Annotated in this window: 13 protein-coding genes and 2 pseudogenes; 7 read left to right on the top strand and 8 right to left on the bottom strand. The window is 73.7% G+C overall.

What is annotated here, in order from left to right:
* Positions 1-277: pseudogene (locus tag OP18_RS49535) on the top strand (glycosyltransferase family 2 protein); the annotation flags it as partial.
* An 11-nt stretch (positions 278-288) separates the two neighbouring features.
* Here the strand turns inward: OP18_RS49535 and OP18_RS49530 are convergent.
* Both OP18_RS49530 and OP18_RS49525 read right to left on the bottom strand, forming a co-directional pair.
* A complete protein-coding gene (locus OP18_RS49530) occupies positions 289-573 on the bottom strand; it encodes an SMI1/KNR4 family protein (protein WP_033367591.1) in 285 nt (94 codons plus the stop codon).
* Between the two features lie 52 nt (positions 574-625).
* Positions 626-1,135, bottom strand: coding sequence for a hypothetical protein (locus tag OP18_RS49525; RefSeq protein ID WP_033367589.1), 510 nt, complete (start codon positions 1,133-1,135; stop codon positions 626-628).
* A 175-nt stretch (positions 1,136-1,310) separates the two neighbouring features.
* Here OP18_RS49525 and OP18_RS49520 point away from each other — a divergent pair, with 175 nt between their 5' ends.
* The 4 genes from OP18_RS49520 (at position 1,311) to OP18_RS49505 (ending at position 6,434) form a co-directional block, all read left to right on the top strand.
* Positions 1,311-1,628, top strand: coding sequence for a molybdopterin oxidoreductase (locus OP18_RS49520; RefSeq protein ID WP_245635803.1), 318 nt, complete (start codon positions 1,311-1,313; stop codon positions 1,626-1,628).
* The gene (gene nirB / locus OP18_RS49515; RefSeq protein ID WP_245635802.1) at positions 1,625-4,096 is read left to right on the top strand and encodes a nitrite reductase large subunit NirB; all 2,472 of its coding nucleotides are present in this window, start codon (positions 1,625-1,627) and stop codon (positions 4,094-4,096) included. The genes OP18_RS49520 and nirB overlap by 4 nt, the downstream gene beginning before the upstream one ends.
* Positions 4,093-4,443: a Rieske (2Fe-2S) protein gene (locus OP18_RS49510; RefSeq protein ID WP_063745798.1), complete on the top strand. Its 351-nt coding sequence runs from the start codon at positions 4,093-4,095 to the stop codon at positions 4,441-4,443. The genes nirB and OP18_RS49510 overlap by 4 nt, the downstream gene beginning before the upstream one ends.
* Before the next feature lie 89 nt (positions 4,444-4,532).
* Entirely contained in the window at positions 4,533-6,434 is a 1,902-nt protein-coding gene (locus OP18_RS49505; protein ID WP_156090346.1) for a cell wall-binding repeat-containing protein, read from the top strand.
* Between the two features lie 1,433 nt (positions 6,435-7,867).
* Here OP18_RS49505 and OP18_RS56555 read toward each other — a convergent pair.
* The 5 genes and pseudogenes from OP18_RS56555 to OP18_RS49470 form a co-directional block, all read right to left on the bottom strand.
* A pseudogene (locus tag OP18_RS56555) lies at positions 7,868-8,659 on the bottom strand (RNA polymerase sigma factor); the annotation flags it as partial.
* A gap of 5 nt (positions 8,660-8,664) precedes the next feature.
* Positions 8,665-9,009 carry a YciI family protein gene (locus tag OP18_RS49485; RefSeq protein ID WP_033367582.1) on the bottom strand — a complete coding sequence of 115 codons (345 nt, stop codon included), beginning with the start codon at positions 9,007-9,009 and terminating at the stop codon, positions 8,665-8,667.
* Positions 9,006-9,413, bottom strand: coding sequence for a hypothetical protein (locus OP18_RS49480; protein WP_033367581.1), 408 nt, complete (start codon positions 9,411-9,413; stop codon positions 9,006-9,008). Before OP18_RS49480 ends, OP18_RS49485 begins: the two co-directional genes overlap by 4 nt.
* 22 nt (positions 9,414-9,435) lie before the next feature.
* Positions 9,436-10,200: an SAM-dependent methyltransferase gene (locus OP18_RS49475; RefSeq protein ID WP_052388537.1), complete on the bottom strand. Its 765-nt coding sequence runs from the start codon at positions 10,198-10,200 to the stop codon at positions 9,436-9,438.
* Positions 10,178-10,834 (bottom strand): TetR/AcrR family transcriptional regulator, encoded by a 657-nt coding sequence (locus OP18_RS49470; protein WP_063745797.1) that lies wholly within the window; start codon positions 10,832-10,834, stop codon positions 10,178-10,180. Before OP18_RS49470 ends, OP18_RS49475 begins: the two co-directional genes overlap by 23 nt.
* A 132-nt stretch (positions 10,835-10,966) precedes the next feature.
* On the opposite strand from OP18_RS49470, the gene OP18_RS49465 reads away from it, so the two are divergent.
* Complete coding sequence (locus tag OP18_RS49465) at positions 10,967-12,154, top strand: CaiB/BaiF CoA transferase family protein (RefSeq protein WP_052388536.1); 1,188 nt, start codon at positions 10,967-10,969, stop codon at positions 12,152-12,154.
* On the opposite strand, the gene OP18_RS49460 is transcribed toward OP18_RS49465, so the two are convergent.
* Positions 12,142-12,759 (bottom strand): hypothetical protein, encoded by a 618-nt coding sequence (locus tag OP18_RS49460; RefSeq protein ID WP_033367579.1) that lies wholly within the window; start codon positions 12,757-12,759, stop codon positions 12,142-12,144. The two genes, OP18_RS49465 and OP18_RS49460, sit on opposite strands and share 13 nt — an antisense overlap.
* Positions 12,760-12,847: 88 nt before the next feature.
* Between OP18_RS49460 and OP18_RS49455 the strand changes: the two genes are divergently transcribed.
* Positions 12,848-13,231, top strand: a 384-nt coding sequence (locus tag OP18_RS49455) for a thiolase family protein (protein ID WP_033367577.1), incomplete at its 3' end; no start/stop codon positions are given.

Here is a 13,231-nt window from a genome sequence, read left to right as displayed (position 1 = left end):
CTCCTTCTCCTTCTGGTACGTGATGGGCAACAAGGCCGTCACCACCGCCGCGAACATGCTGTACAACTGCTACCTCGGCGACCTGGAGACCTGCTTCAAACTCATGCCGGTGCAGCTGTACCGCTCGCTGCAGATCCGGCACCGCCCCTACGAGGTGCCGATCAGCTACCGCGCCCGCACCCGCGAAGAAGGCAAGAAGATCACCTGGAAAGACGGCGTCGAAGCCCTCTGGATCCTCACCCGCGAACGCATCCGCAAGCCGAAGCTGGCCCGGTAACCACCGGCGGGCTACGCCGCCCTGATGCTCTGCTCGGTCCGCAGGTCGTCGCGGTACTCCAACGGGCTCGCCACGATCGGGAACAGCTCGACGAACCCGAAGATCCCGCCGCCGTAGCGCCGCATGAACGCCGTGTACTGCGCCGGCAGCACCACACCCATCGCCCGCTCGACCGCCGCGATCTGCTCCGCGGTGGCGGTGCGCCCGTAGACGAGCCTGAGCTCGTACGCGGCGTCGTCCGCGGCGATCTTGCGCAGCACCGGCTCGGCGAGCCGGGCGAACTCGACCTCGTCCATGCCCGGCACCCTACGGTCCGGCCGCCGTGTGGGACTCCGCGAGGGCTGACCGTCACAGGCGGTGGCGGCGGTAGCGGGCGTCCGGCGGGGTGTGCTCGAACCCGTTCTCGTCCATGGCGTTGTACACGGTGAGCCACGCCGGGGTCAGGTCGAAGCCGAGCGCGACGCTGCCGGTCGCGGCGTCGCCGCGGGCGCCGGTCCACTCCAGCAGCTCCACGTGGTGCAGGGTGCGGCCCGGCAGGCCGGCCAGGCCGGGCAGCGCCTCGGGCCGCCAGCGCAGCTGGAAGGCGTCATCGGCGATCGGGCGGGCCGGGTCGACGCTGTCCCAGGTGAGCGCGACGTCGGCGAACTTCTGGTGGTCGATGGCCAGGCGGGTCGCGCCGAAGTCGAGCACGACCGGCGCGTCGGTGAACCACGTGTCGTCGTCGAGGTCCCAGACCACCCACACGTGCCGCAGCACCAGCCCGGCCAGCGCCGAGAGCCGGGCACCGTGCAGGGCGGTGAGGGCCCTGCGGCAGGTGGCCCAGCGCGGGTCGTAGTCCTGGATCCCGAACCGGGTCACCCGCCCGATTCTGCCCGCTCACAGCGTGCGTCGCGAGGCGAAGAGGACACGCACCACCGGGCGTAACACCTGCGGTATGGGGGTGTAACGGCCGGTCGGGACGATCAGGGCAGCCGGGGCCGGTCCGGCGGAGAGGACGGCAGAGGTGCAGTCGACGCCACGTTTCCTGCAGGGTGTGTTTCCGTTCGCCGGCAAGGGGATCGAGTCGCCGGTGCCGTTGGACGCGGCGCTCACCTACACCGTGCCGGTCGGGGCGGTCGCGCAGACGGTGTACTTCCGCGGCGGCAACACCTGCGCCGAGCTGGTGTACGTGGTGCTCACCCGCGACGGCACGCCGATGCGGTACTTCCCGATCGGGGCGAAGAGCGACGTGCACGTGCCGCTGCGGGTCGTGGAGGACCTCGACGGCGGCACCGTCGTGGAGCTGCTCGTCGGCGCGCCCGAGGGCGTGACCGGGTCGATCGTCGTGGACCTCGGCCTGGTGGAGGTGTGACCGTGGCCGGACAGGGCAAGGCCCGGCTCGTCGTCGTCGGCAACGGGATGGCCGGCGCGCGGGCCGTCGAGGAGATCCTGGAGCGCGGCGGCCGCGACCAGTACACGATCACGATGTTCGGTGAGGAGCCGTACGGCAACTACAACCGGATCATGCTGTCCAACGTGCTGTCCGGGGCCGAGGACGAGGACGGCATCTTCCTCAACAGCCTGCCCTGGTACGCGACGAACGGCATCGACCTGCGCGCCGGGGTGCGGGTGGAGCGCATCGACCGGTTCGCCAAGGTCGTGCTGGACTCCGACGGCAACGAGCTGCGCTACGACAAACTCGTCATCGCGACGGGCAGCCGGCCGTTCATCCCGCCGATCGACAACATGCACCATCCGCGGCGCGGCTACCACCAGGGCGTCTTCACGTTCCGCACGATCGACGACACGCGCGGCATGATCCGCTACGCCCGCGACCACGAACGCGCCGTCGTCATCGGCGGCGGGCTGCTCGGCCTGGAGGCGGCCCGCGGGCTGCAGCGGCACGGCGTCGAGGTCACCCTCGTGCACGCCGCCGGGCACCTGATGAACGCGCAGCTCGACGCGCAGGGCGGGGCGATCCTGAAGGCGAGCGTCGAGCGGCTCGGCATCACCGTCGAGCTCGCCGCCCGTACGGTCGCGGTCGAAGGCACCGACCGGGTGCGGGGTGTCCGCTTCGCCGACGGGCGCGTCATCGGCTGCGACATGGTGGTCGTCGCCGCCGGTATCCGCCCCAACACGACCCTCGCCGAGGTCAGCGGCCTGACGGTGGAGCGCGGCATCGTCGTGGACGACCAGCTGCGCTGCCTCGACGAGCCCGACATCTACGCGGTCGGGGAGTGCGTGCAGCACCGCGGCGAGACGTACGGGCTGGTCGCGCCCCTGTGGGAGCAGGCGCGGGTGCTCGCCGACCATGTCACCGGCCGTGACCCGCACGCCGCCTACCACGGGTCGCGGACCGCGACGAAGCTCAAGGTCGCCGGCGTCGACGTGGCCGCGATGGGGATCACCACCCCGGCGCCCGGCGACGAGTTCGTGGTGTTCGCCGAGCCGAGCCGCGGCGTGTACAAGAGCGTCATCATCCGCGGCGACCGGCTCGTCGGCGCGACCCTGCTCGGCGACGTGGCGAAGGTCGGGTACCTGATGCAGGCGTTCGACCAGGGCCTGCCGCTGCCGCAGGAGCGGGTACGGCTGCTGTTCGACCTCGGCGGCCCCAGCGCCGAGGTGTCCGCCGCCGAGCTGGCCCCGGAAGCGCAGGTGTGCAACTGCAACGGGGTGAGCAAGGCGACGCTGGTCAAAACCGTCGAGACGACGAAGACGCTGTCCGGGGTGATGGAGCGGACCAGGGCCGGGAAGGGCTGCGGGTCGTGCAAGGCGCTGGTGAAGCAGATCGTGGACTGGGCCGCCGGCGGCGCCGCCGAGGAGGACCCGTCCGCGAACTGGTACGTGCCCGGCGTCCCGTTGAGCAAGCCGGACCTGATCGCCGCGATCCGCGAGCGGGACCTGCGCAGCGTGTCCGCGGTCTTCGACGCGCTCGCCGGCGGCGAGGAGGACGCGAAGAGCAAGATGGGCCTGGTGTCGCTGCTACGGATGCTGTGGGGCGACGACTACGTCGACGAGCGCGGCGCCCGGTTCATCAACGACCGGGTCCACGCCAACATCCAGCGCGACGGCACGTTCTCCGTCGTGCCGCAGATGAAGGGCGGCGTCACCACCCCCGAGCAGCTGCGCCGCATCGCCGACGTCGCCGACAAGTACGCGGTGCCGATGGTGAAGCTCACCGGCGGGCAGCGCATCGACCTGCTCGGCATCCGCAAGGAGGACCTGCCGAAGGTGTGGGCGGACCTGGACATGCCGTCCGGGTACGCGTACGGCAAGAGCATGCGCACGGTGAAGACGTGCGTCGGCTCCGACTACTGCCGCTTCGGCGTGGGCGACTCCACCGCGCTCGGCATCGCGATCGAGACCCGGTTCCAGGGGCTGGAGAGCCCGGGGAAGATGAAGCTCGCCGTCACCGGCTGCCCGCGCAACTGTGCCGAGGCGTACGTGAAGGACCTCGGCGTCGTCGCGATCGACGGCGGCCGGTGGGAGATCTACGTCGGCGGCGCCGCCGGCGCCCACATCCGCAAGGGCGACCTGCTCGCCACCGTCGACACCCCGGACGAGGTCATGCGACTGACCGGCCGGTTCCTGCAGTACTACCGGGAGCACGCCAACTGGCTCGAACGCACCTACGCGTTCGTGCCGCGGCTGGGCATCGAACGGCTGCGCGCCCTCATCGTCGAGGACTGCGACGGGATCGGCGCCGGCCTCGACGAACGGATGGAGGCCGCGGTGGCCGCGTACCGCGATCCGTGGAAGGAAGGGCAGGACCCGACGGTGCCCGGACAGTTCCGCACCGCGCTGCCGCTGGTGCCGCTGCCGCGGGTGCCGGTCCGGTGACCACGGTCGCGGGCGGCGCCCCGCCAGTGAGAACCGACAGCGGCACCGTGCACCGGCTCGGGCCGGTGACGGACATCCCCGTCGGTGAGGGCCGCGCCTACGCCGTCGGCGGTGAGCAGGTCGCGGTGTTCCGGCTGCGCGGCGGCGCGGTGCGGGCCGTGTCGGCGATCTGCCCGCACGCCGGCGGCCCGATCGCCGACGGGCTCATCGACGCCAAGGTCGTGATCTGCCCGCTGCATCAGCACGTGTACGACCTGGCGACCGGCTGCTCCAGCACCGGGCAGCCGCCGCTGCGGGTGTACGAGGCGCGCGTCGACGACGACGGCACGCTGTTGCTCACCACGTGACCGTTCGCCCGTCACCCGGGCGGGGTTGCCCCTAGGATGGCGCGTGGTCATCGGGGCGGCCGGTGACGGGAGACTTCAATGGGGGCACGGTGGCGTTCGCGCTGACACGACGGTCCGCGATGCTCGGGGCGGTCGCCGCCGCGGCCGGCACGGCGATGTCCGGGCTGATCCCGGGCCAGCGCCGGGCCGAGGCGTCACTGCCGGGCAAGACCGCCGGCATCACGTACCGCTACGGCGGCAAGATCTGGTGGGCGGACCTCGACGGCGGCAACGCCCGCGTCCTGGCCGCCGACGCCGGCGGCGCCGGGTCCGGCACGTGGTCGCCGGACGGCAGCCGGCTCGTGTACTCCAACGGCTTCAGCCTCATGTCGGTGCGTGCCGACGGCACCGAGACGTTCACCGTCCTCGGTGTGGAGGCGACCCCGGTCACGGAGCCGGCGTTCACCCCGGACGGCGCCTACGTCGTCTTCACCGCCGACCCGATGGGGCTGTCGATCTACCACGCGGCCGGGCGCAGCGGCGCCGGGACCAGGTCGGGGGAATTGACGGTGCCGGCCAACGGCACCCCGGTGTCCGCCGCCGCGGTCGCCGCCGACGGCACCATCGTCTTCCAGCGCGGCAGCGACGTGTACCGGGTGGCTGGCCCCACCGCCGTGGCGAAGGTCATCAGCGACGCGGCCGCGCCGGACTTCTCCCCGGACAGCGCCAGCCTCGCGTTCGTGCGCGCCGGGCAGATCTGGACCGCGAACGCCGACGGCAGCGGCGCCGCGCAGCTGACGACCGCGGCGAACAGCGGCTCCACCGACAACAGTGACCCGGCGTGGGCGACGAACGGTCAGTCGATCCTGTTCACCAGCGTCGAGGGCGGCACCCCGAAGATCAAACGGATCGACCTGGCGACCAAGGCGGTGACGCTGCTCGTCGCGAAGGGCACCGAGCCGACCTGCCAGCCGGTGAACCGCAACACGGTCCACCGCGTCTGGGGCCAGACGGCGCTGGGCACGGCGGTCGCCGCGTCGCGGTACAACTGGGCCGACCACAGTGCCGCCGACGGCACCCGAGGGCAGGCGAAGGCGGTCGTGCTGTCCCGCGACGACACGTACCTCGACGCGCTCGGCGGGTCGGCCCTGGCCGTGGTGAAGCAGGGGCCGTTGCTGATCACCCCGCCGAAGAGCCTGCACGCCGACACGAAGGCCGAGCTGCAACGGGTCCTCGCCCCCGGCGGCACCGTGTACCTGCTCGGCGGCACCGCCGCGCTGTCTGCGGCGGTCGAGACGCAGGTCACCGGGCTCGGGTACACAGTGGTGCGGCTGTGGGGGCAGGACGAGTACGCCACGGCGATCGCGATCGCGAAGGCGATCACCGCGACCCCGTCGACGATCATCGTGGCGACGTCGCTCAAGTACTACGACGCGCTCGCCGCCGGGGCCGCCGCCGGCGCCACCCCGGGCACCGTCGTCGTGCTGTGCGCCGGCACCGCGCTGCCCGCGGCGACCGCCGCGTACCTCAACGGGTTCGACCCGACGCAGGGGTCCGCCGGCAACTCCCGCGTCGTGGCCGTCGGCGGGCCCGCGATGTACGCGCTGCTCAACGCGCGCAACGGCGGGCAGCTGCCGGCGTGGCCGTCGACGTTCTACCCGCCGGTGCTGTACGGGCCGACCGAGTTCGAGACCGCGGTCGAGGTCGCCCGGTACTTCTTCCCGTCGCCGCGCACCGCCGCCGTCGCGACCGCCGTCACCTGGTTCGACGCGCTCACCGGCGGCGCGATGATCGGCACGGCCGACGGGCCGCTGCTGCTCGGCTCCGCCGGCGACCTCGGCCCGGCCACGCAGGCGTACTTCTCGGAGAACTCCGCGACGCTCGAGCTCGCCGTGCTGCTCGGCGGGCCCCTCGCGTTGAAGGACACCCTGATCGACGCGCTCGGCCGGTCGATCGCCGCGCCGGGCGCGTACGAGTTCAGCCAGTACACGGAGACCTCCACCGGCCGCTGACAGCCGGCGGGGCTGAGAGGCTGCTCAGGTCGGCTCAGGGCAGTCACAGTCACCGATGGTGAGCTGTCGGTATGAGTCGGGGGCGCACAGCGGCGGGATGGACGGCGGTCGGCGCGGCGGCGGTGTACGTCGCGCTGAAAGGCGACTGGGTCGCCGGCGGCACGGTCGGCATCAGCGACCTCGGGGACGTGCCGCGCGGCGACTGGGTGATGGACAACCTGGTCACCGGCGGGCTCGCCGTCGTCGGGGTCGCGGTGGCACTCGCCGCGATCCGGCCGTGGGGGATGCGGGTGCCGGTGTGGCTGGTGGCGGTGCCGATGTGGGTCGGTGCGGGGCTGCTCGCGCCGTTCGTGGTGCTGACGCCGGCCGCCGCGGCGCTGCGGGCCGCCGGGTGGTGGCAGCCGCCGCCGGCGGCACCGGGGGATCCGGCGCTGCGGCCGTGGACGTTCGTCGTCGTGTACGGCAGCTTCGTCGTGCTCGGCGTCGGCCTCGCGGTCGCGTTGCTGCTGTACGCGCGGGACCGGTTCCGCCCGGTCGTCGCCGGGACGGTGGGGCAGGTGCCGCGGGGGCTGACGCACGCGGCGCAGGCGCCCCTCGCGTGGCTGGCGGCGGTGCTCGCGGCCGGGCTGGCGGCGCTGCGGCTGTCGTGGGTGCTCGGCGGCACCGCGGGGCTGCGCCCGGGCGCGGGCCGGGACGCGTGGCTGCGGCTGCAGGACACGGTGACCGCGGCGCAGTTCCTGTGCGCGGCGATCGGGCTGCTGGTCCTGGTGCACCGGTGGGGGCCGCGCCGGCGGTTCGCGGTGCCGCTCGTCGCCACGTGGCTCGGCGCCGGCGGGATGGTCGCCGGCGGGTTCCTGAGCATGCCGGCGATCCTGACCGACGGCGACGGCGGGCCGCGGTGGGCGGCGCAGGGGCAGACGTTCACCGGGTACGCGACCGGGACGTTCCTCACCTGCGTGGCCGGCGCCCTGATCAGCGTCGTCGCCCTGTTCCTGCTGGTGGAGCGCGGCGGGCTCATCGGGCGCGGCGCCGTGGGTGCGGGCGGCGCGGGACAGCAGGTGCCGTTGCTCGTACCGGTTGGTGGTGAGCCGCGCCGCGACCCGGTACCAGTGCCCGGCCTCGGCGGCACGGCCGGACATCGCCAGTAGGTGCGCGCGGACGGCGGCCGGGCGGTGGCTGCGGGCCAGCCGCGGGTCACCGGCGACGGCGTCGAGCACGGCGAGCCCGGCGACCGGCCCGTGGACCATCGCGGCGGCCACCGCCCGGTTGACGGTGACGACCGGGTTGCCGGCGACGGCCTCCAGCAGCCGGTACAGGCCGAGGATCTGCCGCCAGTCGGTGTCCGCGGCGGTGCCGGCCTCGGCGTGCACGGCGGCGATCGCGGCTTGCAGCTGGAACGGCCCGGCCGGCCCGGCCCGCAGCGCCGCCGCGGCCAGGGCGGTGCCCTCCTCGATCGTGGTCCGGTCCCACCGGGTGCGGTCCTGCTCGTCGAGGGGCACGAGCGCGCCGTCGCGGGTGCGTGCGGCCCGGCGGGCGTGGGTGAGCAGCATCAGCGCGAGCAACCCGGCGACGTCGCCGCGGTCCGGGAGCCGGGCGTGCAGCAGCCGGGTGAGCCGGATCGCCTCGTCGGCGAGCTCGACCCGGTCCAGGGTGTCGCCGGCGGTGCCGACGTAGCCCTCGGTGAACACCAGGTACAGCACGTCGAGCACGACGTGCAGCCGGTCGTCGAACGCGGCGGGCGCCGGCAGCCGGAACGTGGCGCCGGCCTCGCGGATCTTCGCCTTGGCGCGGCTGACCCGCTGCGCGACGGTCGCCTCCGGGGTCAGCAGGGCCCGGGCGATCTCGGCGGTGCTGAGCCCGCCGACGGCCCGCAGGGTGAGCGCGAGCTGCGCGGCCGGGGTCAGCGCCGGGTGGCAGCACAGGAACAGCAGCGTCAGCGAGTCGTCCTGCGCCGGCGCGGCGGACACCGGCGGCCGCCACTGCGCCTCGCGGCGGGACCGGGCCTGCTCGCTGCGCAGCAGGTCGATGAGGCGCCGGGACGCGACCCGGATCAGCCAGGTGCGCGGATCGTCGGGCACGCCCCGCGCCGGCCAGTGCGTCGCGGCCGCGAGCAGCGCCTCCTGCACCGCGTCCTCGCAGGCGTCGAAGTGCCCGTAGCGGCGCACGAGCGCGCCGAGCACCTGCGGGACGAGGTCCCGCAGGTGCTCCGTGAACGGCTCAGCCATGTAGGTCAGCCATGCATGATCGGGCGGACCTCGACGGTGTCGCCGACGGCGTCGGCGATGCGGGCCGCGATGGACAGGGCCCGGTCCTGCCCGTCGCAGTCGATGATCGCGAAGCTGGCCAGGACCTCGCCGGTCTCCGCGTACGGGCCCTCGCTGACCAGGGAACCGCGCCGCACTGTGTGGGACAGGGCGGGGTGGCCGAGGCCCTCGGTGGTGAGCAGCTCACCGGACTCGGTGAGCTCCTTGACCAGGTCGTCGTAGAAGGCGCACGAGGCGAGGAACTCCGGTGACGTGACGTCGACGGTGTCCCATTCGGCGAGGCCGGTGTACGCCAGCAGCAGATACTTCACGCGATGCGCTCCATTTCGGCGTGGTAGCCGCCGCCGGGGTAGACCCAGTCGCCGGTGAGCCGGTCGCCGGTGGCGTCGAACGTGCCCCGGAAGTAGCCGGGGGAGCCCTTGAACCCGCCCCAGATGGTGAGGGTGTCGCCGTCCAGCTCGTACACGTAGTCGAGGGTGTTGCCGTCGGCGTCGTACGCGCGGGCCTTGATCTCGGTGCCGGGCTCCTCACCGAACGGGTGGTCCCGGCCGATGATCTCCGTCATGGAGACGCGGTGGCCGTCGTGGTCCAGCACGCCGCGCTGGACGAGGAAGTGGCCGCCGTCGAGCCACTCGTACGTGGTGGTGCCGGTGACGCCGCCGGTGACCTTCCAGGTGCCGGTCAGCCGGTCGAGGCGCCGCAGCTCGTCGTCCATGGGTGCTCCTTGTGCTCGGGTGTCAGGTGCTGTCGCCTGATACCTCGGAGCGGGGTTGCCCGTCTCGACACACGAAGACGCCCCAGCCCAGAAATTCTCGCTGGTACCGCAGGTGCGTGCGGCGGGACTCGTCGAGGTACCCGCGCATCGTGCCGGCGTCGGGGTGGCTGGGGTGCTCGCGCAGCCACGCGTCGACGGTCCACCACTGCGCGGCCATGTACCGGTCCCAGGAGTCGCGGTCGGCGAGGACCATCTCGACCAGGCCGAGCCCGGCGGCCTCGAGCCGGTCCAGGGTGCCTTCCAGCGACGTGAACTCGGCGAGGTGGGCCGGGATGCCGTCGGGTGGGGTGGCGGTCCAGTAGGGCTCGCCGATGAGCAGCAGCCCGCCGGGGCGCAGCGCCGGGCGCATGAGCTCCACGGTGCCGGCGAGGCCGCCGCCGATCCAGGTGGCGCCGATGCAGGACACGAGGTCGTAGGAGGCGTCGGCGGGGACGTCCTTGGCGGCGTCGCCGAGGCGGAACGTGACGCGGTCGCTGACGCCGAGCTCGCGGGCGCGTTCGTGGGCGGCGGCCAGGAACACCTCGCTGATGTCGATGCCGTCGCCGAGGGTGCCGTACATGTCGGCCCACCTGGCCAGCATCTCGCCCTTGCCGCAGGCGAGGTCGAGGTGGCGCTGGCCGGGCGCGAGCCGGCAGACCTCGCCGAGCAGCATGAGCTTGTCGTCGGTGAGCGGGTTGAGGATCCGGTGGCCGGCCTCGGCGATCTCATGCTGGCGAAGGATGTCCATGCTGCACCTTTGCCGTGGAAGGTGTGGGTTGTCCACCGCTGAGTCCCGTTGCCGGCCCCAATGGTTCGCCGGTGACGGCGCCGTGCAGGAACACCTCGACGAGGTCGGCGGGTTCGCCGCCGGCCATGACGAGGTGCTGGAACATGCGGGCCAGGTACTCCGGGTCGCGGCGCAGCCGGTCCTGCTCCGGTTCGAACAGCCCGGCGAGCGCGTCGACGGTCGCGGTCATCGCCTCGCGCCGCAGGTCACGCACGGGGGCGGCGGTCGGGTCGAGCCGGCCGGTGGTGAGGTGCCGCACGGCGCCCGCGACCGCGCTCATACGGCTCATGTACGCCCGCATCGTCTCCACCGCCTCGATGAGCCGGTCGGCGAGGGGCTGGTCGAGGTCGATGGCGCGCACGTGGGCGAGGGTGTCGTCGCGGCGCAGCGCCTCCGCCATGCACGCGGCGAGCAGCGCGTCCTTGTCGGCGAACACCCGGAAGATGGTGCCCTCGCCGATGCCGGCGGCGCGGGCGACCTGGGCGGTGGTGACGCCGGCGCCGTGCTCGACGACGAGCGGCAGCGCGGCCGCGACGATCATGGCGCGGCGCTCGTCGGGGCTCAGCGGCGCGGCGCGTTTCTTCGTGTCGGTCATGTACCAATCCTGCGGAGTGAGTACTCACTCCGTCAAGTGGTCCGGGGGAACCGCGGCGGGCCGGCGGCGACACCCGCCTATGCCGGCGGCCCGGTCGCCGCGCGGTGGGGACCGTCGGGGAGAGTGGCTGGCATGACGAGTGGACCGTTGCGGGGCGTGCGGGTGGTCGAGCTGGCCGGGATCGGGCCGGGACCGTTCGCCGGGATGCTGCTGGCCGACCTCGGCGCCGACGTGGTCCGCGTGGACCGGGCCGGCCCCGGCTCGCCGGTCGCGCCGCCACCCGCCACGGACCTGCTCAACCGCGGGAAACGGTCCGTCGCCGTCGACCTGAAGGACCCCGCCGGCGTCGCCACCGTGCTCGGCCTCGCCGCGCGCGCCCACGTGCTGATCGAGGGGTGGCGGCCCGGGGTCGCCGAGCGGCTCGGCGTCGGCCCGGAACAGGTCCACGCCGTCAACCCGCCGCTCGTGTACGGGCGGATGACCGGCTGGGGGCAGCACGGGCCGCGGGCCGGCACCGTCGGGCACGACATCACGTACCTGGCGCTGTCCGGGGCGCTGCACCCGATCGGCCGGGCCGGCGACCCGCCGCAGGTGCCGGTGAACCTGCTCGGCGACTTCGGCGCCGGCGCCCTCTACCTCGTCGTCGGGGTCGTCGCCGCGCTGCGCGACGCCGAACGCACCGGCCGTGGCCAGGTTGTCGACGCCGCCATCGTCGACGGCGCCGCGCACATCAGCACCATGCTGCACAGCCTCCTCGCCGCCGGCCTGTGGCAGGACCGTCGCGGCGTCAACCTGCTCGACACCGGCGCGCCGTTCTACGACGTGTACGAGACCGCCGACGGTGGGCACGTCGCCGTCGGCGCGTTCGAGCCGCAGTTCTACGCCACGCTCGTGGCGACGCTCGGCCTCACCGACCTGCCCGACCAGCTCGACGTCGCGCAGTGGCCGGTGCTGCGGGAGCGCCTCGCCGCGGCGTTCCGGACGAGGACCCGCGACGAGTGGTCGGCCCTGTTCCACGACGGCGACGGCTGCGTCACCCCGGTGCTGTCGCTGCACGAGGCGCCGCAGGACGCGCACCTGCGGGCCCGCGGCACGTTCACCGAGCACGACGGCGTCGTGCAGTCCATGCCGGCGCCCCGGTTCTCCGCGACCCCGGCCACCCTCGGCGGCCCGCCGCCGCTGCCCGGCCAGCACACCGCCGAGGTCCTGCGCGACTGGGGCGTCCAGCCGGGTCCCCAGCCGGGTCCCCAGCCGGGTGCTCAGCCGGGTGCTCAGCCGGGTGCTCAGCCGGGTGCTCAGCCGGGTGCTCAGTCGGCGTAGCCGGGGGCGCCGCCGCAGCGGTCGACCGCCGGCCCGGTCGGGCGCAGCGACACCAGGTCGAAGCGGACCTGCCACTCCCGGCCGTCGCGGGTCAGGGCGATCAGGGTGTCGCCGCGCAGGCTCGCGGCGGCGAACGTCCACGCCGCCGCGCCCGCGTCGGCGCCTTCCAGGAAGCAGGCGAGGTCGGCGCCGCTGTCCCGGCCGAACAGCCCGTCGCCGGTGCGCAGCCGCAGCAGCACCAGGTCGCGGCCGCCGGTGCCGTGCACCCGCCACGCGACCACCCGCAGGTGCCCGTCGGTGGCGACGACCCGCGGGTCGTGCGGGTCCCACCCGCGCGTGTCGGCGACCAGCGCCCCGGTGCCGGCGACGGCCAGGGCCACCACGCCGACCCCGGCCTGGGCCAGCAGCCGCCGGGTGCCCTCCGGCTGGAAGTGCCACAGCGCGACGATCATCACGGCACACAGCAGGACCAGCGCGACGAACGGATGGTTGAGCGGGCGCAGCGCGACGTGCCGGCCCCGGGTGGCGTCGAGGGCCGCGACGACGGCGACCGCGGCGAGGATGGTGGCGGCGACGAGCGCGGTGAGGGTGATCCTGGGGCGCATGCCGCATTCTCGCAAGGCGGGGCGGCGCGCGCTGCCCCGGCCGGAGTCGGGGTAGTGCACCGGACACCAGCAAGTTACTCTCGGGTAGGTGAGCACTGAGGCTTTCGTTTACGACGCTGTCCGCACCCCGCGCGGGCGGGGCAAACAGAACGGCTCGCTGCACGGGGTGAAGCCGGTGTCGCTGGTCGTCGGGTTGATCGACGAGCTGCGCCGCCGCTACCCGGGCATCGATCCGGCCGACATCGACGATGTCGTGCTCGGCGTGGTGTCCCCGATCGGGGACCAGGGGTCCGACATCGCCAAGACCGCCGCGATCGTCGCCGGCCTGCCGGACACGGTCGCCGGGGTGCAGTTGAACCGGTTCTGCGCGTCAGGTCTGGAGGCGGTGAACATCGCGGCGCAGAAGGTCCGCGCGGGCTGGGAGGACCTGGTCATCGCTGGTGGTGTGGAGTCGATGTCGCGGGTGCCGATG

The organism is Dactylosporangium aurantiacum, assembly GCF_000716715.1.
Classification (GTDB): Bacteria; Actinomycetota; Actinomycetes; order Mycobacteriales; family Micromonosporaceae; genus Dactylosporangium; species Dactylosporangium aurantiacum.
The sequence above is the reverse complement of the archived record's forward strand: the minus strand, read 5'-3'. Positions and strand labels throughout refer to the sequence as shown.